This window comes from Xenophilus azovorans DSM 13620 (genome assembly GCF_000745855.1).
In the GTDB taxonomy this organism is placed as follows: domain Bacteria; phylum Pseudomonadota; class Gammaproteobacteria; order Burkholderiales; family Burkholderiaceae_C; genus Xenophilus; species Xenophilus azovorans.
In genome coordinates, this window is record NZ_JQKD01000042.1 from 22,552 (window position 1) to 46,196 (window position 23,645).

A 23,645-nucleotide genomic window follows, 5' to 3' on the forward strand; every position below is an offset into this window, starting at 1 on the left:
TGTCAGGGCCGCTGCCAGCGCAGCAGCCGTTGTTCGGCCAGGGCCAGCAGCGCGTTGCTGGCGAAGCCGATCAGCCCCAACAGCACGATGCCGGCGAACAAATCGCTGGCGCGGAAGGCCCGCGCCGCCAGCAGGATGGCCTGGCCCAGCCCGCCTTGCGAGGCGATCATCTCGCCCACCACCGCGACGATGAGCGCGATGGTCAGCGCCAGCCGCGTGCCGGCCAGGATGTCGGGCAGCGCGTGCGGCAGGCCGATCTTGAAGATGAAGGCGGCGCGCGACAGCTGCAGGCAGCGCGCGGCTTCGGCCAGCCGCGCGTCCACCGTCGCCAGCCCGTGCACCGTGGCCAGCAGCACCGGCCACATCGCGCCGAAGGCCACCACCGCCAGCACCATGCGCGGGCTCAGCCCGAAGATCGAGATGGCCAGCGGCAGCACGGCCGAGGCCGGCAGCGGGCGGATGAATTCCAGCATCGGCTGCAGCCAGGCGCGCGCCGCGGCCGAGGCGCCGATCAGCACGCCCAGCACCACGCCCAGCAGCGAGGCCAGCAGCCAGCCCTGCAGCATGCGCGCCACCGTGTCGCGCGTCCATGCGGCCAACTCGCCGTGGCCGCTGCCGGTGAAGTTGAAGCCTTCGGCCAGGCTGGCCCAGGTGGCCTGCGGCGTGGGCAGGAAGACGCGGCTGACCCAGCCGCCGTTGCTGGCCGCCCACCACAGCGCCACCAGCGCGGCCAGCACCAGCGCCGAGCCGAGCCAGCCGCCGCGCGCCGCGGCCTTCATGCCGCGGCTCCCATGCGCCGCGCCACGCGCTGCTGCAGCCGCAGCATGCCGGCGTTGACCGCATAGCCCACCACGCCGATCCAGCCCAGCCAGGCCAGCATCAGCGCCGGGTCGAAGCTCTGCTGCGCGATCATCATGGCGTAGCCCATGCCGTGCGGGTTGGCGGCGATCTCCACCGTCACCGCCACCACCAGCGCCACCGCGACGCCCAGGCGCAAGGCGACGAAGAGGCGCGCCGCGATGGCCGGCAGCACGATCTTGACGGCCCGCTCGTGCACCGAGAGGCCGAGCACGTGGCTGACTTCCAGCAGGCGCGGCTCCACCTGCCGCACCGCCGCCTGCACCAGCAGCAGCAGCGGCCAGAAGGTGGCGAAGGCGACGATCGCCAGTTCCATGCGCACGCCGAAGCCGAACATCAGCATCGCCAGCGGGATCAGCGCCACCGAGGGCACCGTGCGCAGCAGCTCGGTGGTCATGAAGCCCATGCGCGCCGCGCGCGGCGACAGGCCCAGCGCGATGCCGCCGGCCAGCGCCAGCGCGCCACCCACCAGAAGGCCGAGCGCCGCGGTACCGAGCGTGAAGGCGGTGGCCTGCCACAGCGAGCCGTCCATCGCGGCGCCGGCGAAGGCCTTCACGGCCGCGCTCACCGGCGCCAGCGCATCGCTGCCCAGCGCCGCCGCGTGCCGCGCGTACAGCTCGAAGGCGAGCAGCAGCACGGCGGGCACCACCCACGGCCGCAGGCGCGCGAGGAGGCTGCGCCGCCCATGCGGATTCGCGCTCGATGAACCAGGAGCCGTTCGGGCTGAGCTTGGCCTGTCCTGAGCCTGTCGAAGGATCGAAGCCTCGCGCGGCGCTTCGACAGGCTCAGCGTGAACGGTGGGTGGGGCTGAACGCGGCGCCGTATCAGGCATGGCCCTGCTCGATGAAGGTGAACAGCTCGCGCCGCAGGCGCAGGAACTCGGGATGCTCGCGCGTCGTGAGCTGGTCGCGCGGCCGCGGGATCGCCACCTCGATCATCCTTGCCAGGCTCGGCCGGCCCGGGCCGGGGTTGGCCTGCAGCGCGATCACGCGGTCGCCCAGGTAGATGGCTTCCTCCAGGTCGTGCGTCACGAAGATCACCGTCAGGCCGTCCTCGCGCACCAGGCGCGCCAGCTCGTCCTGCAGGCCCTGGCGCGTGAGGGCGTCCAGCGCGCCGAAGGGCTCGTCCATCAGCATCAGCTCGGGCCGCTGCGCGAGGCAGCGTGCGATCTGCACGCGCTGCTGCATGCCGCCCGAGAGCTGCAGCGGGAACTTGCCGGCATGCGCGGCGAGGCCCACCTTCGCCAGCACCTCGGCCGCGCGCGCCGCGTGCTCGGCGGCCGGCACGTGCGCGGCCTCCAGCGCCAGGCGCACGTTGCCTTCCACCGTGCGCCAGGGCAGCAGCGCGCGGCCGTAGTCCTGGAACACGAAGGCGATCTCGCGCGAGGGCTGCGTCACCGGCACGCCGTGGCGCAGCACGCGCCCGCCGCTGGGCACGACCAGCGCACTGGCGGCGCGCAGCAGCGTGGTCTTGCCGCAGCCGCTGGCACCGACGATGCACACGAACTCGCCGCGCGCCACGTCGAAGCTGGTGGGCGAGAGGATCTCGCGCCCGCCCAGGCGGATGTTCACCGCATCGAAGCGCAGCAGCGGCGCGGCCGCATGGCCGGAAGGCGAATCCGCGGCCGCGGCGCGGGCCGTCACGAAGTCCGAGGCACCCATGGTCGGCCGGCGCGCTTCAGCGGGCGATCAGGCGGGCGACGTCGGGCGCGGACTTCAGCATCTCCTGGTCCTTCATCAGCCCGACCCAGTAGGCCAGTTGCCTGTCCGTCACCACCGGCCCCGGCGGCGAGATCTGCACCTTGGCCAGCACGTCCGGCGGCAGCTTGATGTACTTGCCGATCGCGGCGCGCACCTTCGCGTCGTTCTTCGGCTGCTGCATGAAGGCGGCCGCCTCCAGCAGCGATTCGCGGAAGGCGCGCACGGCCTGCGGGTTCTTCTCGGCCCAGTCGCGCCGCGCGGCGTGCACGATGGTCTGGTTGCCCTCGGGCAGGAAGGTCGAGTAGTAGCTGGCCACGTAGCCCGCGCCGGATTCGGTGATGCGGCTCATGAAGGGGTCGGCCGACACCACCGCGTCGACCGAGCCGCCGCGCAGCAGGTCCGCATGCTGCGGGAAGGCGGCTTCCACGAAGTTGACCTTGCGGTAGTCCACGCCCTGGTCCTTCAGCCAGGCGCGGAAGGTCACGTGCAGGAAGGCGCCCAGGCCCGGCACGCCGATCTTCTTGCCGACGCAGTCCTGCGCGGTCTTGATGCCCGAGCCGGCGCGCGCCACCAGGCCGAAGCCGGTGATGGTCTTGGAGGTGAGGCCGCCGCCGGCCACCAGCACCAGGTCGAGACCGCCGTCGACCGCCTGCAGGAAGACCGAAGGCGTCGGCCCGCCGATGGTGAGCGAATCGGACTGCAGCGCCGCAGGGATGGTGGAGTTCAGCGGGATGAACTTCGGCTCCACGTCGAGCCCGCGCTTGCCGAAGTAGCCCTCTTCCCTGGCCACGAAGACCGAGGCGAAGTCGGTCACCGCGGTGTAGCCGAACACGATCTTCGTCGTGCCCTGCGCGCGGACGGGCAGGGCGGCGGCGAGCGAGGCCGCGCCGAGCGCGGTGAGGGCGGTGCGTCGTTTCATCAGGCTTGTCTCCGTGGGATGGTCTTCTTGGGGGGCGTGGCGGCGGCACGGCCGGCGCGCGGCCGCGGCAGCGCGGCGCGCAGGCCGCCGACGATGAAGTTCACCAGCAGCGCGCCGGCGGCCGGGTCGGCGGCGTGGTCCTCGCCGCCCGAGAGGCGCTCCACCCGCGTGTCGGTCAGGTGGTGCAGCAGCGCGCCGAGCGCGAACTGGTAGCCCCACGCCACCTGCCCGCGCGTGGCATGCGGCAGGGCGCGGTGCAGTGCGTCGATGAAGGCGGTGGCCAGCGGGTCGAAGTAGCGGCGCAGCACCTGGTCGGCCTCGGGCGTCGCGTGGTACAGCTCGCGCGCCACCAGCAGCGCGTAGTACTCGCCCTCGCTGCTCGCGCGCAGCGCCAGCACCGGCGCGGTGAAGGCCTCGATGATGCGCGGCAGCGTGCGCGCGTCGGCCGGGTCGATGCGCACGGCGGCCAGCGCGGCCAGGCGCTCCTCGATGGTGTGGTTCCAGTGCGCGAAGATGGCCTCGAACAGCTCGTTCTTGGGTCCGAAGTAGTAACCCACCAGCGCCAGCGGCACGCCGGCCTCGTCGGCGATCTGGCGGATGCTCACCGCGTGGTAGCCGTGGCGGGCGAACAGCTTCTCGGCCGCCAGCAGGATGGCCTGGCGGCGGTCCGGGCGCGGCTCGGCCGAGGCGGCGCGGGCGCGGCGCGTAGGGCGTGGCACGGTGGGCGGCCGAGCGTTCATGGCATATATTGAACGTCTGTACAAAAGACTTGTACACGCGTGCAAACCCGAAGTCGCGCAGATGACGGTGCCCGGGGGAATCCGCATTGAGCGCCCTGCTGCGCCGCACTACCCTGGCGCCATGACCGCTCCTGCCTACGTCCCCCAGATCCGCCTCTTCCAGAACTGGCTGCGCGACACGCGCGGCCTCGCCTTCGACAGCTACGACGCCCTGTGGCAATGGTCGGTGACCGACCTCGACGCCTTCTGGCAGAGCCTGTGGGACTACGCCGGCATCCAGTCGCCCACGCCGCACACGGCGGTGCTGGCCGAGCGCCGCATGCCCGGCGCGGTGTGGTTCCCCGGCGCGCAGGTCAACTACGCGCACGAGGTGTTCAAGCACGTCGACAAGGCCCATGCGGCCGGGCTGCCCGCCGTCATCAGCGAGAACGAGCGCGGCGAGGTGCGCGAGCTGTCGTGGCCCGAGCTGAAGCGCCAGGTCGCCTCCGTCGCGCTCACGCTCAAGGGCATGGGCGTGCAGCGCGGCGACCGCGTGGCGGCCTACCTGCCCAACATCCCGGAGACGATGGTCGCCTTCCTGGCCTGCTCCAGCATCGGCGCGGTGTGGAGCGTGTGCGCGCCCGACATGGGCACGGCCGCCGTCGCCGACCGCTTCAGGCAGATCGAGCCGAAGGTGCTGATCGCGGCGGACGGCGTGCACTACGGGCAGAAGGCGATCGACCGCAGCGCCGTGCTGCGGGAACTGCGTTCGCAACTGCCGACGGTGGAGAAGCTGCTGCTGCTGCGCACGCCCTACGCCGCGGTCGAGGTGCCGCACGACATCGACTGGGCCGCCGCCACGTCGCGCGGCGGCGCCGAGGTGGCCGCCTTCGCACCCGAGTGGCTGCCCTTCGACCACCCGGTGTGGATCGTCTACTCCAGCGGCACCACCGGCCTGCCCAAGCCCATCGTGCACGGGCAGGGCGGCATCCTGCTGTCGATGGCGGTCTCGCAACTGCACTACGACACGGGAGCGAGCTACGCGGCCAACAGCCTCGGCGAGCGCTTCCACTGGTACAGCTCCACCGGCTGGGTGATGTGGAACGCGCAGCTCGCGGGGCTGGTCTCGGGCACCACCTGCGTCATCTACGACGGCCACCCTGCGCACAGCAAGGAGCAGCCCGACTGGTCGGTGCTGTGGCGCTTCGTCGCGCGCCACCGTGTCACCTTCTTCGGGGCCGGTGCGGCCTACTTCACCAACTGCATGAAGGCCGGCGTGCAGGCGCGCGAATGCGGCGAGCTGTCGCAGGTGCGCGTGCTGGGCAGCACCGGCTCGCCGCTGGCGGAGGACGTGCAGCGATGGGGCAGCGCGCAGCTGCGCGAGGCCGGCGCGCCGAATCCCTGGTGGTGCAACATCTCGGGCGGCACCGACTTTTGCGGCGCTTTCGTCGGTGGCAACCGCGAGCTGCCCGAGGTGCCGGGCCAGATGCAGTGCCGCTTCCTAGGCGCCGCCGTCTACGCGTGGAACGAGAACGGCCAGCCCGTGGTGGACGAGGTGGGCGAGCTGGTGTGCACCGAGCCCATTCCCTCGATGCCGCTGTACTTCTGGAACGACCCGGGCAACGCGCGCTACCTCTCCAGCTACTTCGACACCTATCCCGGCGTGTGGCGCCACGGCGACTGGCTCAAGGTCGGCCGCGACGGCGGCTGCGTCATCTACGGCCGCAGCGACGCCACCATCAACCGCCAGGGCCTGCGCATGGGCACCAGCGAGATCTACAACGCGGTCGAGGCACTGCCCGAGGTGCTCGACTCGATGGTGGTCGACCTGGAGTACCTGGGCCGCGACAGCTACATGCCCCTGTTCGTCGTGTTGCGCCCCGGCGTGGCGCTGGACGACGCGATGAAGAAGAAGCTGGGCGACGCCATCCGCGCCAGCCTGTCGCCGCGCTTCCTGCCCGACGACATCTTCCAGGTCGCCGAGATCCCGCGCACCCTCTCGGGCAAGAAGCAGGAGCTGCCGATCAAGAAGCTGCTGCTGGGCCAGCCGATCGAGAAGGTGGTCAACCGGGAGGCGATGGCCAACCCGGGCTGCCTGGACTGGTACGTGGACCTGGCGGCGCGGCACCTGGCGGGCGCCGCGGGGGCGAAGGCATGAACCGCCGGCGCCGTGCGCTCTGCGCGGCCGTGCCCGCCGCGTCGATGCTGGCCGCCTGCGGCACACCGCCCGCCTCGGCCCCGGCCAGCCGCGTGGTGCGCGGCAGCGTCGCCTGGCGCGAGCGCATCGCCGTGCCGCCGGAGGCGGAACTCATCGTCCGCGTGCTGGACGTCTCGCGCGCCGACGCGCCCGCCGTGGTACTGGCCGAGCAGCGCCAGCGCACCGGTGGCCGCCAGCCGCCCTTCGCCTTCGAACTCGCGGTGGACGCGGCGCGCCTCGACCCGCGCATGCGCTGCACCGTCGCGGCGCGCGTCGAGCTGGCGGGCCGGCTGCTCTTCATCAGCGACACGGCGTACCCGGTGCTCACCCAGGGTGCGGGCGAGACGGCGGACCTGATGCTCGTGCGCGTGCCGGCGCGCTGACCCAGGCGAGGTGCCGGCTCAGGCGCCGCCCGCCGGCGGCTTCGCCGGAACGCGGTAGCGCAGTTCCGCGAAGCCCGTGCCGATCTGCCTGGCCGAGACCAGCACCAGCGGCGGCTGTGTGAGCCGTCGCGGAAACAGCGGCTTGCCCCTGCCCAGCGTGACGGAGCCGACCTGGACGATGATCTCCTCCAGCAGCCCGGCGTCGTGGAACTGGCCGGCCAGGTCGCCGCCGCCGACGATCCACAGGTTGCGGCCGCCGGCGGCGGCGCGCATGGCGTCGTGCACGGGCCGCACGTCGCCGCGCACGAAGCGCAGGTCCGCGCCCGGCACGGCCGGCAGCGTCCGGTGCGAGAACACCCAGGCCGGCTGGCTGTACGGCCAGGCCGAGCCGGTCTGGTCGGCGACCGCCTGCGCGTGCCGCAGCATCCATTCGTAGGTGCTCGCCCCCATCGCCAGCGCGCCGACCTCGGCGATGAACGCGGGGTAGCCCGTGTCGTTGATGTCGCCGAGCGGGAACAGCCAGTCGAGGGCGTCGTCCTCGGTGGCGATGAAGCCGTCCAGGCTCGCGGCGGTGTAGTACTGGGTCGTCATGGCGGTGCGCAGCGATCCCGCCCTACAGCCACGTCCCCGGCCCCTGCGGCATCTGGATCTGCATGGCCGGGTCGGGGCCGCTGACGAAGGCGCCGATCAGCAGGCTGAGGATCGACACGAACAGGCTGGCGAACAGCGCGGTCCAGAAGCCCGAGACGCGGAAGCCCCGCACCAGCGCCGCCACCAGCAGGATCATCAGCGCGTTGATCACCAGCAGGAACAGGCCGAAGGTGAGCAGCGTGAGCGGCAGCGTCAGCACGATCAGCAGCGGCTTGACGATGGCGTTGGCGAAGCCCAGCAGCAGCGCGGAAATGACCAGCGCGCCGGTGCTGTCGAACTTCAGCCCCTTGAAGATGTGGCTGGCGACCCACAGCGCCAGCGCCGTGATGGCCCATTGGACGAGGAAGGGAGCGAGGTTGGACAGCATGGCGGCCATCCTAGCGGAGACACGGGCTGTCGATGCCGGCCTACGCCGCCGCTGCGGCGGCAGGCGCAACCTGGGGTGTCGTGCAACCATCCAAGGAGCCCACCATGCCCCGAGGCGAAAAGTCCGCTTACACCGACAAGCAGAAGCGCAAGGCGCAGCACATCGAGGAGGGCTACGAGCAGCGCGGGGTCGGCAAGGAAGAAGCCGAGCGCCGCGCCTGGGCCACCGTCAACCGCGAGTCCGGCGGCGGCAACAAGAGTGGCTCGGGCCGCGGCCACGCCGACACGAAGGTCGCCGCGCGCAAGGGCGGCCGCCTGGGCGGCGCGGCCTCGGCGTCGCGCAGCGCCGAGGAGCGCTCCGCCTCCGCCCGCAAGGCGGCGGCCACGCGCAAGCGCCGCGCGGCGCAGCACTGATCGACGAACGGAGCGCGCCCCGCGCCGAAAGGCACGCGCCGGCGGCCCCGGGCGGGCCCACAATGGCAGCACCATGCAAGCCGTCCGCGTCCGCACCGCTCTCCCGCCGGCCACGCTGCTGGCGGCGCTGCTCCTGGCCGGGTGGACGGCGCCGGCCGGTGCCGAGGTCGTGCGTTGCACCGACGCCGCCGGCCGCACCAGCTACACCGACGGCAAGTGCCCCGCCGGCACGCGCCAGGCGCAGCGGCTGCCCGAGGTGGAAGTGCCGCCTGCGCCGCCCCCGTCCGAGGACGCCGCGCCTGCCCCTGCATCGGCGCCAGTTCCAGCGCCCGCTCCCGCTCCCGCCCCCGCGGCAGCCCCGGGCGACGGCCTGGTGATCCTCGACAGCCGCGGCACCGCCGCACCGCCGGCCGCGCCGGCGCCGTACGTGGACGAGCCCTACCCCTACCCCGGCCATGCCTATGGGCCGGGCTACCGCGGCGCGCCGCCGCCGCGCGACATGCGCCCGCGCCTGCGCAACTGCGACGCCACCGGCTGCAACGACAGCCTGGGCAACCACTACGACCGCCGCGGCCGCATCGACCGCTACACCGGCCCCGACGGCAAGACCTGCCGGCCGGTGGGGTCCACCACCATCTGCCGCTGAGCGCCGCCCGGCGTGTTCAGGGCTTGCAGCTGCCGCCCATCGAGACCGAGCCGTCGCGGCATTCGGTGAGGATGCGCTCCTGCGCGCCGCCCGGCCGCGGCGCCGGCGCGGCGGCGGGCAGCGGCTGGCTGGGCTCGCGCACGTAGACGATCTTGCGCGAGCCGAGTTCGCAGGTGCCGACCACGCGGGCCTCGGTCGCCGCGTCCATCGGCAGCACGGTGACGCTGAAGCGGCTGACCCCGGCCGAGGCGATGCGTGCCTCGATGCTGGCGCGAAGCTCCTCGCAGGAGGTGCCCTGCGCCTGCGCGCCGGCGGCTGCGGCCAGCAGCAGCAGCGGTGGAAGGAGCCGCGGGGCGGGGAGGGAGCGGTCGGCGTGCATGGGCCCTGCTTTTACACCGCCGCACGGCCGCTGTCTGCCGGCCGGCGCGCGCAGCCGCGCCCGACCGACAGGCGATGCAAGAGGCGGCCTACGCAGCCGCCCGGGCAGGCGCGCAGCATGGAAGGCATCTCCTTTCCCGAGGAACCGCCATGCCACATCGATCCCCTCGCGGGCAGCGCGCGGGCGCGCGCCAGGGCCGGCGCTGGTCGCAGCACGTCACCGGGACCAGCGATGCGATGGACCTCGAACACGGGGTCTTCGCGCAGCCCAGCGCCCAGGCCATCGCGCGCTCGCTCAAGCGCTCGGCCGAGCACAGCCGGCGCCGCAAGAGCGACCCGTTCCGTTCGGCCATGTCCATGCTGAACTTCTACATCAACCGCGCCGGCCGGCGGCTGCCGGCCGCGCGCAGGCGCCGGCTCGAAGCGGCCAAGCGCGCGCTGCGCGAGCTGTTCCACCGCCCGCAGCCGCAGCGGGCCTCGCGCTGAGCACCTCCGCCGGTCAGGCGGCGGGCGGCGCGGCCTCGAGCAGCTCGTACACCAGCAGCGGCTGCTGGCGCCCGCGGATCTGCATCGCGTCCAGCCGGCGCGTGGGCAGCGCGCCGCCCAGGCCCTCGAAGGTGGTCTGCGAGATGAGGATGCGCGTGCCCAGTTCCTTGTTCAGCCCCTCGATGCGGCTGGCCACGTTCATCGTGTCGCCCACCGCCGTGTAGCTCAGCCGGTCGTTGGAGCCCAGCACGCCGGTGATGGCCGGGCCGGTGTGGATGCCGATGCGCGTGGGGAAGGGCGCGCGCCCCTGCGCCTGCCACTGGGCGTTGAGCGCGTCCAGCTCGGTCTGCAGCTCCAGCGCGGCGCGGCAGGCGCGCAGTTCCGCGTCGGGCCACTCGGTGGGCGCGCCCCAGAAGACCAGCATGCCGTCGCCGATGTACTTGTCGATGGTGCCGCCATGGCGCGCGACGACGGCCGCCGCCAGGTTGAAGTACTGCGTGAGCTGGTCCACCAGGCCGCCGATGGGCGTGGTTTCGGCGATGCGCGTGAAGCCGCCCACGTCGGTGAACATGACGGTGATGCGGCGAGGCTCGCCGCTGGGCGCCAGGTCGTGCCCGCGGTCCACCAGCTGCGTCACCACGTCCACCGGCACGAACTTGCGGAAGGCCTTCAGGCCGCGCGCCGAGTCGTCCAGCGCTTGGTCCAGGTGCTGGATCTCCAGCACGCGGCTGTGCACGCGCGGCAGCCGGTCCAGGTCGAGCCGGCCGATGCGCCGCGCGATGCGCGACAGCTGCTCCACCGGCGCCGTCACGCGCTGCGCCAGCCGCAGCGAGACCATCACGATCAGCCCCAGGAAGCCCAGCACCAGCGCCAGCGCCCACAGCACGGCGCGGCGCAGGCCGCCGAGCAGCTTCTCTTCGGGCACCCAGCTGATCAGCCGCCAGTGGGTTGAGGGGATGCGCGAGGTCTGCACCAGGTAGCGCCGGCCGTCCACCTCGATCGGGAAGTGGGTGGCGATGGTGCCGCGCGCGCTGCCGTCGGCCAGCATGTGGGCGTGCACGGCGCCCAGCACGCCGCCTTCCGGCGCGTGCAGCGCATGGGCGCGGCCGGGCTGGTCGCTGCGGGCCAGCACCTGCCCGTCGGCGCTGAGCAGGGCGCTGTCGCCGTAGCCGGCGCGGCTGAACTGGCGCACGAAGTCCGCCAGCCGGCCCAGCGTCACGTCGCCGGCGGCCACCAGCACCTGCGCGCCGCTGGCGTCGCGGCGGCGGCTGGGGATGGCGTAGGTCACGCCCAGCTCCTGCGCGGCGGCGAAGACGTAGGGGCGCGTCCACACCGGTGCCTGCTTCTGCAGGGCCATCGAGAACCAGCTGCGCGAGAGGGGGTCGTAGTCGCTGCGGAAGGCCGAGATGCGCTCGGTCAGGTAGCGCTGCTGCACGTCGCCGCCGGTGCCGTCCTCGGGCGGCCTCGGCTTGAACTCCCAGGTCTCGACGGTCGTGCCGTGCTCGCGCACGATGTGGCGCACCGCCGGGTCGGGGTAGCGCTGCACCATCAGCATGCGGCCCAGGTCGTTGGCCACGTACAGGCTGTCCAGCTCGGGCGACTGCTGCAGCAGCACCCACAGCAGCTCGGCCGTGGGCACGGCGCCCTCGCCGGCCGGACGCAGGCTGGGCGCGGCAGCCATCGCCTGCACCACCGAGGTGGCCTTGGCCAGGAAGGCGTTGACCTTGTCCTCGATGCGCAGGTGGTCGGCCCGATGGGCCGATTCGCCGATGGCCGTCACCAGCCGCTGCGCGCCCCAGTAGCCCAGCCCCACCAGCAGCAGCGACTGCGCCAGCACCACGGCCGTGATGATGGTGCCCACGTCGACGCGGAAGCGCCGCAGGCGGCGGGGGCTGGCAGCAGCAGGGGAAGGCGTGGGGGATTCGGAGGCCATGGCGCGGACGCGGGCACCGCGCGGCCGCGCGGACAACCCGCAATCTTCGCCCTACGCGCGCCGGCGAGGTAGGGCTGAATGCACACAGGAAACAATGCAATAACAATCCATGGCGCTTACGACACATATTTCGCATTCCGGGCGCCGGCGGCGGCGTCCGGCGCGGCCGGATGCGCCTGCAGCCAGGCCTGCGCCTGCCCGAGCAGCCAGTCGCGCCACAGCGCCAGCGCGGGGCGTTCGTCCTGCACCGCCGGGCTGACCAGGAAGTAGCTGCGTTCGCCGCGCAGCGGCCGCGGGCAGGCGACGACCAGCTCGCCGCGCGCCAGCTCCGTCTCGATCAGCATTGCCGGCATCAGCGCCACGCCCAGGCCGTTCGCGGCCGCCGCGGCGAGCATGGAGAACAGCTCGTAGCGCGGCCCGCTGCGCGCGCGCGGCGCGGCCACGCCCTGCGCCTCGAACCACGGCACCCAGCCGTCGGGCCGCGTGCTCTGCTGCAGCAGCGGCAGCTTCGCCACCGCCTGCGCGCCGACCTGCCGGCGCGGCGCGATGAGCTGCGGGCTGCACACCGGCACCACGTCCTCGTGCATCAGCACGGTGGAGCGGGTGCCGGCCCAGTGCGCCGCCTGCTGCGGCGTGCCGGCCCACAGCGCGGCGTCGAAGGGCGTGTCGGCGAAGAGGAAGGGCCGCGTGCGCGTCTCGATGTGGATGGTGACGTCGGCATGCAGCCGCGCGAAGCCGGGCAGGCGCGGGATCAGCCAGCGCGTGGCGAAGGTCGGCACCGCCGCCAGCTGCAGCGCGCCGCCCGTGCCCTGGCGCGCCATCGCGTCCAGCGTGTCGCGCTCCATCGCGTCGAGCTGGCGGCGGATCTGGCGCGCGTAGTCGGCGCCGGCGGCGGTGAGCTGCACGCCGTGGCGCGTGCGGCGGAACAGCGCCATCCCCATGAACGCCTCCAGCGCGCCGACCTGGCGCGAGACGGCGCTCTGCGTCAGCGCCAGTTCCTCGGCCGCGCGCGTGTAGCTCTCGTGTCGGGCCGCCGCCTCGAAGCAGGCCAGCGCCTGGGTGGAAGGGATCTTGCGTCGCATGGTATGCCCCGGCTGCATGGTTGGATCGGCGCGGTGCTCCCTTGCCGGAAGCAGGGAGAGGCGTCCGAGATGTGCGAATGTCGCATATCTGGGTGCCGAATTCTCGTTTGCCGGGCCCCCGTGGCGGACGTACCATGCCGGCCATTCCCCCGCATTCCACCTTCCACGGAGACTCCACATGGCCACCACCAAAGCCGCCTTCCACTGGGACGACCCCCTGCTGCTGGACCAGCAGCTCAGCGACGACGAGCGCGCCGTGCGCGACGCCGCCAACGCCTACTGCCAGGGCCGGCTGGCGCCGCGCGTGCTGGAGCAGTTCCGCCACGAGAAGACCGACGTCGCCATCTTCCGCGAGATGGGCGAGCTGGGCCTGCTGGGCCCCACCATCCCCGAGCAGTACGGCGGCCCCGGCCTGAACTACGTCTGCTACGGCCTGATCGCCCGCGAGGTCGAGCGCGTCGATTCCGGCTACCGCTCGATGGCCAGCGTGCAGAGTTCGCTGGTGATGGTGCCGATCAACGAGTTCGGCACCGAGGCGCAGAAGCAGAAGTACCTGCCCAAGCTGGCCAGCGGCGAGTGGATCGGCTGCTTCGGCCTGACCGAGCCCGACCACGGCTCCGACCCCGGCAGCATGGCCACCCGCGCCTACAAGACGGACGGCGGCTACAAGCTCAAGGGCAGCAAGATGTGGATCACCAACAGCCCCATCGCCGACGTGTTCGTCGTCTGGGCCAAGGAAGTGATCAAGGGCGCCGACGGCAAGGACGTGGTGGGCCCGATCCGCGGCTTCGTGCTGGAGAAGGGCATGAAGGGCCTGACCGCCCCCGCCATCCACGGCAAGGTCGGCCTGCGCGCCTCCATCACCGGCGAGATCGTCATGGACGACGTGTTCGTGCCCGATGAGAACGCCTTCCCCGAGGTGCAGGGCCTGAAGGGTCCCTTCACCTGCCTGAACAGCGCGCGCTACGGCATCAGCTGGGGGGCACTGGGCGCGGCCGAGGACTGCTGGCACCGCGCCCGCCAGTACGTGCTGGACCGCAAGCAGTTCGGCCGCCCGCTGGCCGCCAACCAGCTCATCCAGAAGAAGCTGGCCGACATGCAGACCGAGATCACGCTGGGCCTGCAGGGCAGCCTGCGCCTGGGCCGCATGAAGGACGAGGGCATCGCCGCGGTGGAGATCACCTCCATCATGAAGCGCAACAACTGCGGCAAGTCGCTGGACATCGCCCGCATGGCGCGCGACATGATGGGCGGCAACGGCATCAGCGACGAATTCGGCGTGGCGCGCCACCTGGTCAACCTGGAGGTGGTCAACACCTACGAAGGCACGCACGACGTGCACGCGCTGATCCTGGGCCGCGCGATCACGGGCATCGCAGCATTCAGCTGACAACCCCCATGCCGCTTCGCGGCTCCCCCTTCTGCTTCGCGAAGGGGGCGCACCCGGTGGCCCGGCAAAGCCGGTTCCACGGGTGCCCTGGGATGGGTCCACGGCCTCGCCGGCGAGTCGATCCAAAAGAAGGACCGGACTTCCTCACATGACAAACGCGCCCATTGCATCCCTCGACGGCATCCAGGTCCTGGACCTCTCCCGCGTGCTCGCGGGCCCCTGGTGCACCCAGATCCTGGCGGACCTGGGCGCCGACGTGATCAAGATCGAGCGCCCGGGCACGGGCGACGACACGCGCACCTGGGGGCCGCCCTTCCTGAAGGACGCCGAGGGCCGCGACACCGCGCAGTCCACCTACTTCACCGCCTGCAACCGCAACAAGCGCAGCGTGACGGTGGACATGGCCACGCCCGAGGGCCGGCAACTGCTGCAGCGGATGGCGCAGCAGGCCGACGTGGTGGTGGAGAACTTCAAGACCGGCGGCCTGGCGCAGTACGGCCTGGACCACCGGAGCCTGCGCGCCCTCAACCCGCGCCTGGTGTACTGCAGCGTCACCGGCTTCGGCCACGACGGCCCGTATGCCGAGCGCGCCGGCTACGACCTGATGATCCAGGCCATGACCGGCATGATGAGCATCACCGGCCGGCCCGACGCCGAGCCCGGCGGCGGCCCGCTGCGCGTGGGCGTGGCGCTCACCGACCTGTTCACCGGCTGCTATGCCGCCACCGCCATCCTCGCGGCGCTGCGCGTGCGCGACCAGACCGGGCAGGGCCAGCACATCGACATGGCGCTGCTGGACGTGGGCATGGCCATCCTCGCCAACCAGGCCAGCGCCTTCCTCAACACCGGCGCGCCGCCGCAGCGCCAGGGCAACACGCACCCCAGCCTGGCGCCCTACCAGGACTTCCCGACGCAGGACGGCGCCATGCTGCTGGCCATCGGCAACAACGGCCAGTTCGCGCGCTTCTGCGAGGCCGCCGGCAAACCCGAATGGGCAGCCGACGAGCGCTTCGCCAGCAACAGCCTGCGCGTGAAGCACCGCGACGCGCTGATCCCGCTGATGGAGACCGTCACCCGCACCCGCACCACCGCCGAGTGGATCGGTCTGCTGGAAGACAAGGCCGTGCCCTGCGGCCCCATCAACGACATCGGCCAGGCCTTCGCCGACGCGCAGGTGAAGGCGCGCGGCCTGGCCGTCACGCTGCCGCGCGAGGCCGGCGACGGCATCGCCGCCATCACCGGCGTGGCCAGTCCGCTGCGCCTGTCGGCCACGCCGCCGGTGCTGCGCCGCGCGCCCCCGGCGCTGGGCCAGCACACCGACGAGGTGCTGGCCGAGCTGGGCCTGGACGCGGGCGAGATCGCGGCGCTGCGCGAGCGCGGCGTGCTGTAGCGCGCGCCGGGACCTGCAAAGCACCGTTGCACGCCCTGCACATCTGCAGGGCGGCCGCGTCCCTAGACTGCGAGCGCACCGTCCCGCGGGCCGGCGGCGGCGCGTCGTCGTCGCCCATGCGGGACGACACGACGCGCGAGCCGACGACATGAACCGATCACCCCTGCAACCCCTGGCCGGCGTGCGCGTGCTGGACCTGTCCCGCGTGATGGCCGGGCCGCTGTGCGGCATGGCGCTGGCCGACCTCGGCGCCGACGTCATCAAGGTCGAGCACCCCGAGCGCGGCGACGACACGCGCGACTGGGGCACGCGCATCGGCCGCCACAACACCTCCTACTTCAACAGCTGCAACCGCAACAAGCGCTCGATCTGCGTCGACCTGCAGGACGCGGACGGGCAGGCGCTGGTGCGCCGGCTGGCGCAGCAGAGCGACGTCGTCATCCAGAACTTCAAGTACGGCGGCGCGCAGAAGATGGGGCTGGGCTACGAGGACCTGCGCGCGCTGAACCCGAAGATCGTCTACTGCTCGATCTCGGGCTACTCGGTGCTGAGCCAGGAGAAGGCCCGGCCCGGCTACGACCTCGTGATCCAGGGCGAGACCGGCCTGATGGCCATGAACGGCGAGGAAGGCCAGGGCCCGCTGAAGTTCGGCATCGCCGCCGTCGACATGTTCACCGGCATGTACGCGGCGCAGGCCATCCTTGCGGTGCTGTACGAGCGCACGCGCACCGGCGAGGGCCGGCACATCCAGATGTCGCTGTACGACAGCGGGATGATGATCACCTCCTACTACGGGCTCACCGCCTGGCTCCAGCAGGGCGACCCCGCGAAGTTCGGCAACTCGCACCCGTCGATCGTGCCCTACGGCGTGTTCGACGCGGCGGACGGGCCGCTCGTGATCGCGGTGGGCAACAACGGCCAGTTCAGGAAGTTCTGCGAGGAGGTGATCGACAGCCCCGCCCTGGCCGCCGATCCGAAGTTCGCGACCAACACCGAGCGCTCGAAGCACCGGCACGCGCTGCTGCCCGTGCTGCTCGGCAAGGTCCGGCAGTTCACGCGCGCCGAGCTGATCGCGCGCATGAACCGCTGCGGCATCCCCTGCGGCGAGGTGCTGGGGCTGTACGAGGCGCTGCAGTCCGAGCGCACCGCGCAGACGCAGGTGTGGCACCGCTACGAGGACGACGAGGCCGGACCCCAGGCCGTCCACGCGCCGCCCTACGTCATCGACGGCGCGCGCTCGGACGTGCGCCGCCCGCCGCCGCACCTGGGGCAGCACACGGCCGAGGTGCTGCGGGAGCTGCTGGACATCGGCGAAGGCGATCTCCACGCCCTGAGCCGCCGCAACGTCATCAAATAAGAAAGCCGCCCTGCAAGGGGCGGCTGCATCCGGGGCCGGCGGCCCGTTCAGTGCGACTGCTTGGGCAGGTCCAGGCTGCGCAGGATGGGCAGCCACCGGTCGGCCTCCACCTGCACGAACCGGTCCAGCTCCTCGGGCGTGCTGCCGCGCGGCTCCATGCCGATCGCGCGGGCCCGCTCCACGAAGGCCGGGTCGGCGATCACCTTGTTCACGGCCTTGTTCAGCCGGTCGATCACCGGCCGCGGCGTGCCGGCCGGCACCGACAGCGAATACCACAGCGTGGCCACCATGTCGAAGCCCTGCTCCTTGAAGGTGGGTGCGTCGGGCACCTGCGGCAGGCGCTGCGAATCCATGACGCCGAGCACGCGCAGCTTGCCCGACTTGACGTAGGGCAGCGAGCCCGTGATGGACGTGCCGTGGATGTCGATCTGGCGGCCCAGCAGCGCCTGCAGCGCGGGCGCGTCGCCGTTGAAGGGGATGTGCAGCGTGCTGAAGCCCTGTTCCTTCTCGAAGGCGATCGGGGCGAGGTTGGTCAGGATGGCGGCGCCCGGCGAGCCGCGGTTGATCTTGCCGGGATGGGCCTTGGCGTAGTCCACCATCTCCCGGATGTTGCTGTAGGGCAGGTCGGTGCGGCCGACGACGATGGCCGGCTGGTAGGCGATCTGCGTGACGGCGGCGAAGTCCTTCGCCGGGTCGTAGGGCAGCTTGTCGTAGAGCACGCTGTTGTTGGCCAGGATGCCCAGGGACGAGACGAGGACGGTCTGCCCGTCCGGCCTGGCGCGCGCCACGTGGTCGGCCGCGACGATGCCGCTGGCGCCGGGCTTGTTCTCGATGATGACGTTCAGCCCCTGCTTGTTCAGTTCCTGCGCCAGGATGCGGCAGTACTGGTCGGTGCCCCCGCCCGCGGCGAAGGGAACGACGATGCGGGTCATCTGCTGGGCGAGGGCCGGCGCGAGCGCGCAGGCACCCAGCGCCAACCCGAGGACGAGTTTGCGGTAGCTCATGCTGTCTCCTGTGGTGGACGGGCCCGGGACCGGGCGCTGCAATCCAGTCTAGGAGCCGGTCCCCGGCCCCGGTGCGCAGGGATTGAAAAGCAGCTTTCCGCCTCCTGCACGCACCGCCGGGCTCAGGCCGCCGCCGGCTGCCGCGGCGCCTCGCGCCGCACCAGGTACAGCCCGCTGGCCACGATCACCGCCGCGCCGGCCAGCGTCCAGCCGTCCGGCACGGCCCGCCAGACCAGCCAGTCCAGCGCGATGCCCCAGGCCAGCGCGCTGTACTCGAAGGGCGCGATCGCCGCCGCCTGCCCGTGGCGGAAGGCCTCGGTGATCGCCAGTTGCCCCAGGAAGCCAGAGACCGCCAGGCCGGCGAGCATCGGCGCGTGCTCCGGGCGCACCGGCGCCCACTGCGGCAGCGCCAGCAGGCCGGCCAGCGCCAGGCTCACGGTGGTCCAGAAGACCAGCGTGACGCTGGGCTCGGTGCGGCTGGCCAGCCGGCCCAGCACGTTCGCCAGCGCATAGGCCGCGGCCGCCGCCAGGATCGCCAGCGCGCCGGTCGAGACCAGCGCCGCCTGCGAGGGCCGCAGCGCCACCAGCACGCCGCCGAAGCCCGCCGCGATCGCCACCCAGTGCCGCGGCCGCACCCGCTCGCCCAGCAGCGGCACCGACAGCATGGTGATGACCAGCGGCGCCACGAAGCTGAGCGTGTAGGCCTCGGCCAGGCCCAGCGTCTTCAGCCCGGTGGTGAACAGCACCAGCATGACGATGGTCAGCACCCCGCGCAGCAGGTGCAGTCCCCAGCGCAGCCGGCGCGAGAACAGCGCGCCCGCCTCGCGCCGCCACAGCACGTACAGGCACACCAGCGGCAGCGAGGTCAGCCCGCGCAGGGCGGTCACCTGCAGCGGCGGGAAGTGGCCCGCCAGCGCCTTGAGCAGCGCGTCCATGCAGGCGAAGCAGGCGCAGGCCGCGAGCATCGCGACGATGCCGCGCAGGGTGCCGGCGGTCATGGGTGGCGGGTGGGCGCAGCGGGCATGGGCCCGATCATCGCCGCAGCCCGGCCGCGCAGCCGGCGCCCGGTCATTGCATGGGCAGCAGCCCGCTGTCGTCCCAGGCGGCCGGCGGCCGCGACGAGGGCGCCGTCTCCACGAAGGGCGGCAGGCTCGCCTCCTCAAACGCCGCCGCCGCCTCCAGCGCCAGCCGGGCGGCCTCGCGCGAGCGGGCGGTGGCCTGGCGCCAGGCGCTGGCGCCCGGGTTCTCGTGGGCCGACCGCGAGGCGATGATGCGCAGCGACGCGTGCAGCGCCTCGAAGGCCGACATCAGCGCCAGGCGCGCGCCCCAGTGGTCGGGCGCCACGTCGTAGCTCGCCACCTCGGCGCGCTCGGCAGCGGCCCGCTCGGCCGGCGGCAGCTGCCACAGCTCGGCCAGCGCGCGTTGCGGCCGCACGTCCTCTGCCGCGTTGGCGCGCACGAAGGCGCTGTCCAGCGCGCGGATGGCCAGTTCGAGCGCCCCGATGTAGGCCTGCAACTTGTTCACTCTGCCTCCCCCCGCCGGCTGCGCCGGTGCAGTGCTTGGTATTACTTGCCGATCATCGCATCCGGCGCGGGGCCGGCAAGGGCGGGGGCGCGCATTCCTGCCGCCCGCGCATGAAAAATGTCCGCTGTCAAGTCTTTGATGTAGACGGACAGTTCCGTAAAAGGTCTTATGGAATAACAGGTTAGTCCATATTTTGGTCGCTACGCATCCTTGCTGATTTGCGAGCTAGGTGCCACATAGGCGCTTTGCAGTGGCAAACGTAAGGATGTCTCAGCGAGCAAAGTCGCATCATCAAAGTTTCGGTCTATCACCATCTTCCTACAGAAGGCAGTTCGAGAAGGGCGTTTATCGTGTTTGCCCCCCCAATCTGCCAATCGATAGCTCGCACCGTCGAAGCCGATGATGCGGGCGATCCATTTCGATGTGGCATTTGCGCCTGCGTCCGGTGATGTTGGCCGCGTGTGTCCTGTGCCAATGGGATCGCGCCCATGGGGCGCTTGCGCAACGCGAAGGCTGAGGCGGGCGGTAGGATGCTCTCGAAGCGTTCGCCCCAACGAGGTCTGCTTCTATGGGGCATGCCAGTGCAAGCGACTGCTGGAGGCGCAGTAATCACATGGGAGCCGTGTCGATGGGTTGTTCAGGCTCGGCACGCGAGCAGTACTGCTCTACCCACTTCACGGACTGAGCGATGCCTCCGAATGGAAAGAAATGCAGGCTCACCTTTCCATGTGCTTCGGTCAGGCGGGTGGTCAGACGATCCACAAAGAGATCCGGGCCTGCTATGCCGAACAGCTTGCTGATCGAGATGCCGTACTTGGACAACATCGACGCGCATGCGCTAACGCCACACAAGGCGGCATAGCGCGCCAGCACCGCCACGCCTGCAGGGCCCGGCACGCCCACGCGTACGGGATGTTCGACGCCACGCCCGCGCAGGGCTTCCAGCCAGGCCAGCACGATGTCGGCATCGAAGGCAAATTGCGTGACGATCAAGGGCGCCATGCCGCGCCCTTCGATGCAGCGACACTTGTGTTCGAGCACTTTCCAACGATCAGATGTGCTCATGACCGGATGGCCCTCGGGATGGCCACCCACGCCGACCATCTGAATGCCCGAGCGCTCGAACACGCCTGATTCGATCAGTGAGGAGCTGTCGGCAAACGGCCCCAGCGGGGTGGACGGATCTCCAGCGATCACGAAGCAACGCTTGACGCCGGCTTCCGCGACCGCGCGCTGGATGAACGACTCCAGTTTTGCGAACGAGGCGATACGGCGTGCAGCGAGGTGAGGCATGGGCTCAAAGCCGAGTCCGCGAACGGCCTGCGCTGCGGCCAGTCGCGCGTCGTTGTCCTGGTTCGCCAGGTAGGGAATGGAAATGGTTGACCCGGGCAATACACGCGGCGCCGCTGCGGTCAGCGCAGAGATATCCTTCGCGTTGACCTCTAACGAATAGGCGTCGGTGATGTTGCCGATGGGCTTGGACTTGTCGGAATGAAGCAAGGGGCTTGCCATATCTGGCGACTGTTGGGAGAGTTCCGACCCGCCAGCGCTGATCGGGTCGGTTGGAAGCCATGGAGCGGCATCGCTCACCCGGCAAGGCGCGTCAATCTTTGGGGGGCTGTTCGTCACCGTAGAACGTCACGCCGAGCTGGATGCGCTCGCGGCCGCTTTCCACGCGGTGGCGGTTCGTGTCGCGCAGCGAGTAGACGCAGCCGCAGTATTCCTGTTGGTAGAAGTTCTCGCGCTTGCTGATCTCGATCATGCGCGCCGAGCCGCCGCCCTTGCGCCAGTTGTATTCCCAGTACATCAGGCCAGAGTACTTGGCCGCCGCACGCACGCCGCAGTCATTGATCTGCTGCATGTTCTTCCAGCGCGAGATGCCCAGGGAACTGGTGATCACCGGAAAGCCGTGCTCATGCGCATACAGCGCCGTGCGCTCGAAACGCATGTCGAAGCACATGGTGCAGCGCACGCCGCGTTCGGGCTCGTGCTCCATGCCCTTGGCGCGCTCGAACCAGTTGTCCCGGTCGTAGTCCGCATCGACGAAGGGCACGCCGAACTGCTCCGCGAAGCGGATGTTCTCGTTCTTGCGCAGCTCGTATTCCTTGAGCGGATGAATGTTGGGGTTGTAGAAAAAGATGGTGTAGTCAATGCCCGAGGCCAGCATGGCCTCCATGACCTCGCCTGAGCACGGCGCGCAGCACGAATGCAGCAGCACCTTGTCGTGGCCTCCGGGCAGCGCAAGCGCTTTGCGTTCGACGGTGGTGTTCATCCCTTGGCTCCTTGGGCAATAGCGGTGGTGGCAGTTGCAGGCTGGCGGGCCAGTTCGACGAAGGCCCGCACGTAGTCAATGGCGGTATCCGCCTCGCGTGCGCCCAGGAAGATCTGCTTGGCAATACCGCGCGCGCCCAGCCGCACAGGCACCACGTCCATCCTGGCCGCATATTCCTCGACCAGCCAGCGCGGCAGCGCGGCGACACCGCGGCCGCTGGCCACCATCTGCACCATGATGTCGGTGGTTTCGATGGCTTTGTGGCGCTTGGGCGTCACGCCGGCCGGCAACAGGAACTGGCTGTAGATGTCCAGGCGTTCGATGTCCACGGGGTAACTGATGAGCACTTCCCGGGTCAGCTGCTGGGGCTTCACGTAGGCCGTAGAAGCCAGGGGGTGGTCTTTGGCCACGACCAGCACCTGCTCGTAGTCGAACACGGGTTCGAACTTCAGCCCCGGCTTGAACAGCGTGTTGATTTCCACCCAGAAGTGACCCACTAGCCCCCGGTGGGGGTGCGGATAAAAACTTGGACTGGTTTTATGCGGCTAGGCCAAGTTTGTGCCGGTATTCCACAGGACTTAAACGTCCCAGAGATACCTTGATACGTTTTTCGTTGTACCAACGAATGTACGCATCGACAGCTTCAATGAACTGCTCAATCGTTGTTGATTGCCAGTTGTTGGGATAGAACAGCTCCATCTTTAGCCTTCCAAAAAAGCCTTCGCACGCAGCGTTGTCTGGTGAGCACCCTTTGCGAGACATCGAGCGAGTCAACTTTGCATCATGGACCCTCGAGAGCCAGCCTGGCCAGCGGTAGTGAGCTCCACGATCAGAATGAATCACAGGGCGGCTCTCGCTGCCTTGAACAGCATCAATGGCCGCATCCAGCATTGTGTTGACGAGATGTGCGTTGGGATGAGTCCCAATCGACCAGCTCACCACCAGCCCGTCAAAGCAATCAATGACTGGCGACAGGTAAACCTTGCCAGCAGGAATCTGGAGTTCAGTAATGTCGGTGAGCCACTTCTCATTGGGCGCAGCGGCACGGAAGTCTCGATTGATGAGGTTTTGCGGGGCGGCACCTATCTCTCCAAGGTAGGAGTTATATCTGCGGCGTTTGGGCTTGGCCACGATCAACCCCTCCTGCTTCATCAGCCGACGAACCACCTTCTCTGAGATGCCCGTGCACTCCTTGAGCAGAGATGCCTGCACCCTGCGATATCCATAGCAACGGTAGTTGTTGTCGAAGATCTCTGTGATGCTTCGGCGTAAATCAACGTATTTGTCAGCCAGCTTCAGCCGAGCACGATGGTAAAAATACGAGCTTCTAGCAAGGCCAACAAGAGAAAGCAGTTCTGGCAATTCATACTGCCCGTGCAACGCTTCAACCAGCACAGCCTTATCTTTGTTTGCCAGCCTATGCAGATCAATGTCAGCCCCATTTTTTAAGATTTCATGGGCCTGCTTGAGAAGCTCACGTTCTATCTTCAGCCGCCGAACATCCTGGCGCAATGATTCAACTTGGCGCCTGAGTGCTGCTTCATCCAACACTGGCGATCGCTTTGGACTGTGTTTCATTGAGGCTGGGGCACAAGGGCCAAGCAACTGATTTTTCCAGTTGTACAAGGTCTGAGGTTACCCCTGAAAAGTGGAGTTCTTAACCCTTGTTGAAAATACCGACGAGGAGTTGAGCAATGAGTGACAAGCAGGTGCGTGCGCAGTACACGCGTGAATTCAAGCTGGAGGCGGTTCGACAGGTCCGCTCGGGTCGGGCGATTGCGGTAGTGGCCAAGGTGCTGGGCATTCCCAAGGCCAGTCTGGGGAACTGGGTGAGGCTGGCGGCCAAGGGCGAGCTCGGCGGCGCTGATGGCGGTGACAAGGTCGCCAAGGTGTCTGCCGAGCAGATGGAGATAGCGCGGCTGCGCGCTGAGAATGCTCGCCTTCGCATGGAGCGCGACATCGCAAAAAAAGCCGCG

At 70.1% G+C, this 23,645-nt stretch carries 24 protein-coding genes and 2 pseudogenes; 9 read left to right on the forward strand and 17 right to left on the reverse strand.

What is annotated here, in order from left to right; genetic code table 11:
• Positions 1–2: 2 nt before the first annotated feature.
• The 5 genes from Q392_RS20165 to Q392_RS20185 all read right to left on the reverse strand — a co-directional run bounded on the left by Q392_RS20165 (position 3) and on the right by Q392_RS20185 (position 4,217).
• On the reverse strand, positions 3–779 hold the full coding sequence (locus tag Q392_RS20165; RefSeq protein WP_038211580.1) for an ABC transporter permease: 777 nt from the start codon (positions 777–779) through the stop codon (positions 3–5).
• Positions 776–1,504, reverse strand: coding sequence for an ABC transporter permease (locus tag Q392_RS20170; RefSeq protein ID WP_425425190.1), 729 nt, complete (start codon positions 1,502–1,504; stop codon positions 776–778). Before Q392_RS20170 ends, Q392_RS20165 begins: the two co-directional genes overlap by 4 nt.
• Before the next feature lie 178 nt (positions 1,505–1,682).
• The gene (locus Q392_RS20175; RefSeq protein WP_038211582.1) at positions 1,683–2,519 is read right to left on the reverse strand and encodes an ABC transporter ATP-binding protein; all 837 of its coding nucleotides are present in this window, start codon (positions 2,517–2,519) and stop codon (positions 1,683–1,685) included.
• Positions 2,520–2,535: 16 nt separating this feature from the next.
• Positions 2,536–3,480: an ABC transporter substrate-binding protein gene (locus Q392_RS20180; RefSeq protein WP_038211619.1), complete on the reverse strand. Its 945-nt coding sequence runs from the start codon at positions 3,478–3,480 to the stop codon at positions 2,536–2,538.
• Complete coding sequence (locus Q392_RS20185) at positions 3,477–4,217, reverse strand: TetR/AcrR family transcriptional regulator (protein WP_038211584.1); 741 nt, start codon at positions 4,215–4,217, stop codon at positions 3,477–3,479. Before Q392_RS20185 ends, Q392_RS20180 begins: the two co-directional genes overlap by 4 nt.
• A gap of 121 nt (positions 4,218–4,338) precedes the next feature.
• On the opposite strand from Q392_RS20185, the gene Q392_RS20190 reads away from it, so the two are divergent.
• Positions 4,339–6,354: an acetoacetate--CoA ligase gene (locus Q392_RS20190; RefSeq protein WP_038211587.1), complete on the forward strand. Its 2,016-nt coding sequence runs from the start codon at positions 4,339–4,341 to the stop codon at positions 6,352–6,354.
• On the forward strand, positions 6,351–6,776 hold the full coding sequence (locus Q392_RS20195) for a YbaY family lipoprotein (RefSeq protein WP_038211588.1): 426 nt from the start codon (positions 6,351–6,353) through the stop codon (positions 6,774–6,776). The genes Q392_RS20190 and Q392_RS20195 overlap by 4 nt, the downstream gene beginning before the upstream one ends.
• An 18-nt stretch (positions 6,777–6,794) precedes the next feature.
• Here the strand turns inward: Q392_RS20195 and Q392_RS20200 are convergent, their stop codons facing one another.
• Together Q392_RS20200 and Q392_RS20205 are read right to left on the reverse strand one after the other, a co-directional pair.
• Positions 6,795–7,367, reverse strand: coding sequence for a dihydrofolate reductase family protein (locus Q392_RS20200; RefSeq protein ID WP_038211590.1), 573 nt, complete (start codon positions 7,365–7,367; stop codon positions 6,795–6,797).
• 22 nt (positions 7,368–7,389) lie between these two features.
• Positions 7,390–7,794, reverse strand: a complete 405-nt coding sequence (locus Q392_RS20205) for a phage holin family protein (RefSeq protein WP_038211621.1) — start codon at positions 7,792–7,794, stop codon at positions 7,390–7,392.
• Between the two features lie 104 nt (positions 7,795–7,898).
• On the opposite strand from Q392_RS20205, the gene Q392_RS20210 reads away from it, so the two are divergent.
• Both Q392_RS20210 and Q392_RS32910 read left to right on the forward strand, forming a co-directional pair.
• Positions 7,899–8,207, forward strand: coding sequence for a hypothetical protein (locus tag Q392_RS20210; protein ID WP_038211593.1), 309 nt, complete (start codon positions 7,899–7,901; stop codon positions 8,205–8,207).
• Between the two features lie 73 nt (positions 8,208–8,280).
• Positions 8,281–8,853, forward strand: a complete 573-nt coding sequence (locus Q392_RS32910) for a DUF4124 domain-containing protein (RefSeq protein ID WP_051953789.1) — start codon at positions 8,281–8,283, stop codon at positions 8,851–8,853.
• A 16-nt stretch (positions 8,854–8,869) separates the two neighbouring features.
• On the opposite strand, the gene Q392_RS20220 is transcribed toward Q392_RS32910, so the two are convergent.
• A complete protein-coding gene (locus tag Q392_RS20220) occupies positions 8,870–9,232 on the reverse strand; it encodes a DUF1161 domain-containing protein (RefSeq protein WP_038211595.1) in 363 nt (120 codons plus the stop codon).
• A gap of 149 nt (positions 9,233–9,381) precedes the next feature.
• On the opposite strand from Q392_RS20220, the gene Q392_RS20225 reads away from it, so the two are divergent.
• On the forward strand, positions 9,382–9,717 hold the full coding sequence (locus tag Q392_RS20225; protein WP_038211597.1) for a DUF3175 domain-containing protein: 336 nt from the start codon (positions 9,382–9,384) through the stop codon (positions 9,715–9,717).
• 13 nt (positions 9,718–9,730) lie between these two features.
• On the opposite strand, the gene Q392_RS20230 is transcribed toward Q392_RS20225, so the two are convergent.
• Positions 9,731–11,650 (reverse strand): adenylate/guanylate cyclase domain-containing protein, encoded by a 1,920-nt coding sequence (locus tag Q392_RS20230; RefSeq protein ID WP_051953792.1) that lies wholly within the window; start codon positions 11,648–11,650, stop codon positions 9,731–9,733.
• A gap of 116 nt (positions 11,651–11,766) precedes the next feature.
• Positions 11,767–12,732 (reverse strand): LysR family transcriptional regulator, encoded by a 966-nt coding sequence (locus Q392_RS20235; protein WP_051953790.1) that lies wholly within the window; start codon positions 12,730–12,732, stop codon positions 11,767–11,769.
• 178 nt (positions 12,733–12,910) lie between these two features.
• Between Q392_RS20235 and Q392_RS20240 the strand changes: the two genes are divergently transcribed.
• The 3 genes from Q392_RS20240 (at position 12,911) to Q392_RS20250 (ending at position 16,869) form a co-directional block, all read left to right on the forward strand.
• Positions 12,911–14,122, forward strand: coding sequence for an acyl-CoA dehydrogenase (locus Q392_RS20240; RefSeq protein ID WP_038211599.1), 1,212 nt, complete (start codon positions 12,911–12,913; stop codon positions 14,120–14,122).
• 148 nt (positions 14,123–14,270) lie between these two features.
• A complete protein-coding gene (locus Q392_RS20245) occupies positions 14,271–15,512 on the forward strand; it encodes a CaiB/BaiF CoA transferase family protein (protein ID WP_038211600.1) in 1,242 nt (413 codons plus the stop codon).
• A 148-nt stretch (positions 15,513–15,660) separates the two neighbouring features.
• Complete coding sequence (locus Q392_RS20250) at positions 15,661–16,869, forward strand: CaiB/BaiF CoA transferase family protein (protein ID WP_038211601.1); 1,209 nt, start codon at positions 15,661–15,663, stop codon at positions 16,867–16,869.
• A 47-nt stretch (positions 16,870–16,916) separates the two neighbouring features.
• On the opposite strand, the gene Q392_RS20255 is transcribed toward Q392_RS20250, so the two are convergent.
• The 7 genes and pseudogenes from Q392_RS20255 to Q392_RS32095 all read right to left on the reverse strand — a co-directional run.
• Entirely contained in the window at positions 16,917–17,873 is a 957-nt protein-coding gene (locus tag Q392_RS20255; RefSeq protein WP_038211602.1) for a Bug family tripartite tricarboxylate transporter substrate binding protein, read from the reverse strand.
• 122 nt (positions 17,874–17,995) lie between these two features.
• Complete coding sequence (locus Q392_RS20260; RefSeq protein ID WP_038211604.1) at positions 17,996–18,871, reverse strand: DMT family transporter; 876 nt, start codon at positions 18,869–18,871, stop codon at positions 17,996–17,998.
• A 70-nt stretch (positions 18,872–18,941) separates the two neighbouring features.
• Complete coding sequence (locus Q392_RS20265) at positions 18,942–19,397, reverse strand: hypothetical protein (protein ID WP_038211606.1); 456 nt, start codon at positions 19,395–19,397, stop codon at positions 18,942–18,944.
• Between the two features lie 609 nt (positions 19,398–20,006).
• Positions 20,007–20,897 carry a methylenetetrahydrofolate reductase gene (locus Q392_RS20270; RefSeq protein ID WP_227472608.1) on the reverse strand — a complete coding sequence of 297 codons (891 nt, stop codon included), beginning with the start codon at positions 20,895–20,897 and terminating at the stop codon, positions 20,007–20,009.
• 103 nt (positions 20,898–21,000) lie between these two features.
• Positions 21,001–21,669, reverse strand: coding sequence for an epoxyqueuosine reductase QueH (locus tag Q392_RS20275; protein ID WP_003056085.1), 669 nt, complete (start codon positions 21,667–21,669; stop codon positions 21,001–21,003).
• A pseudogene (locus Q392_RS20280) lies at positions 21,666–22,136 on the reverse strand (LysR substrate-binding domain-containing protein); the annotation flags it as partial. The pseudogene Q392_RS20280 and the gene Q392_RS20275, both read right to left, overlap by 4 nt.
• Positions 22,137–22,206: 70 nt before the next feature.
• Positions 22,207–23,298, reverse strand: a pseudogene (locus tag Q392_RS32095) (IS3 family transposase); the annotation flags it as partial.
• Positions 23,299–23,363: 65 nt separating this feature from the next.
• Here Q392_RS32095 and Q392_RS20285 point away from each other — a divergent pair.
• Positions 23,364–23,645: transposase (locus tag Q392_RS20285; protein WP_038211608.1), on the forward strand; the 282-nt coding region annotated here is incomplete at its 3' end.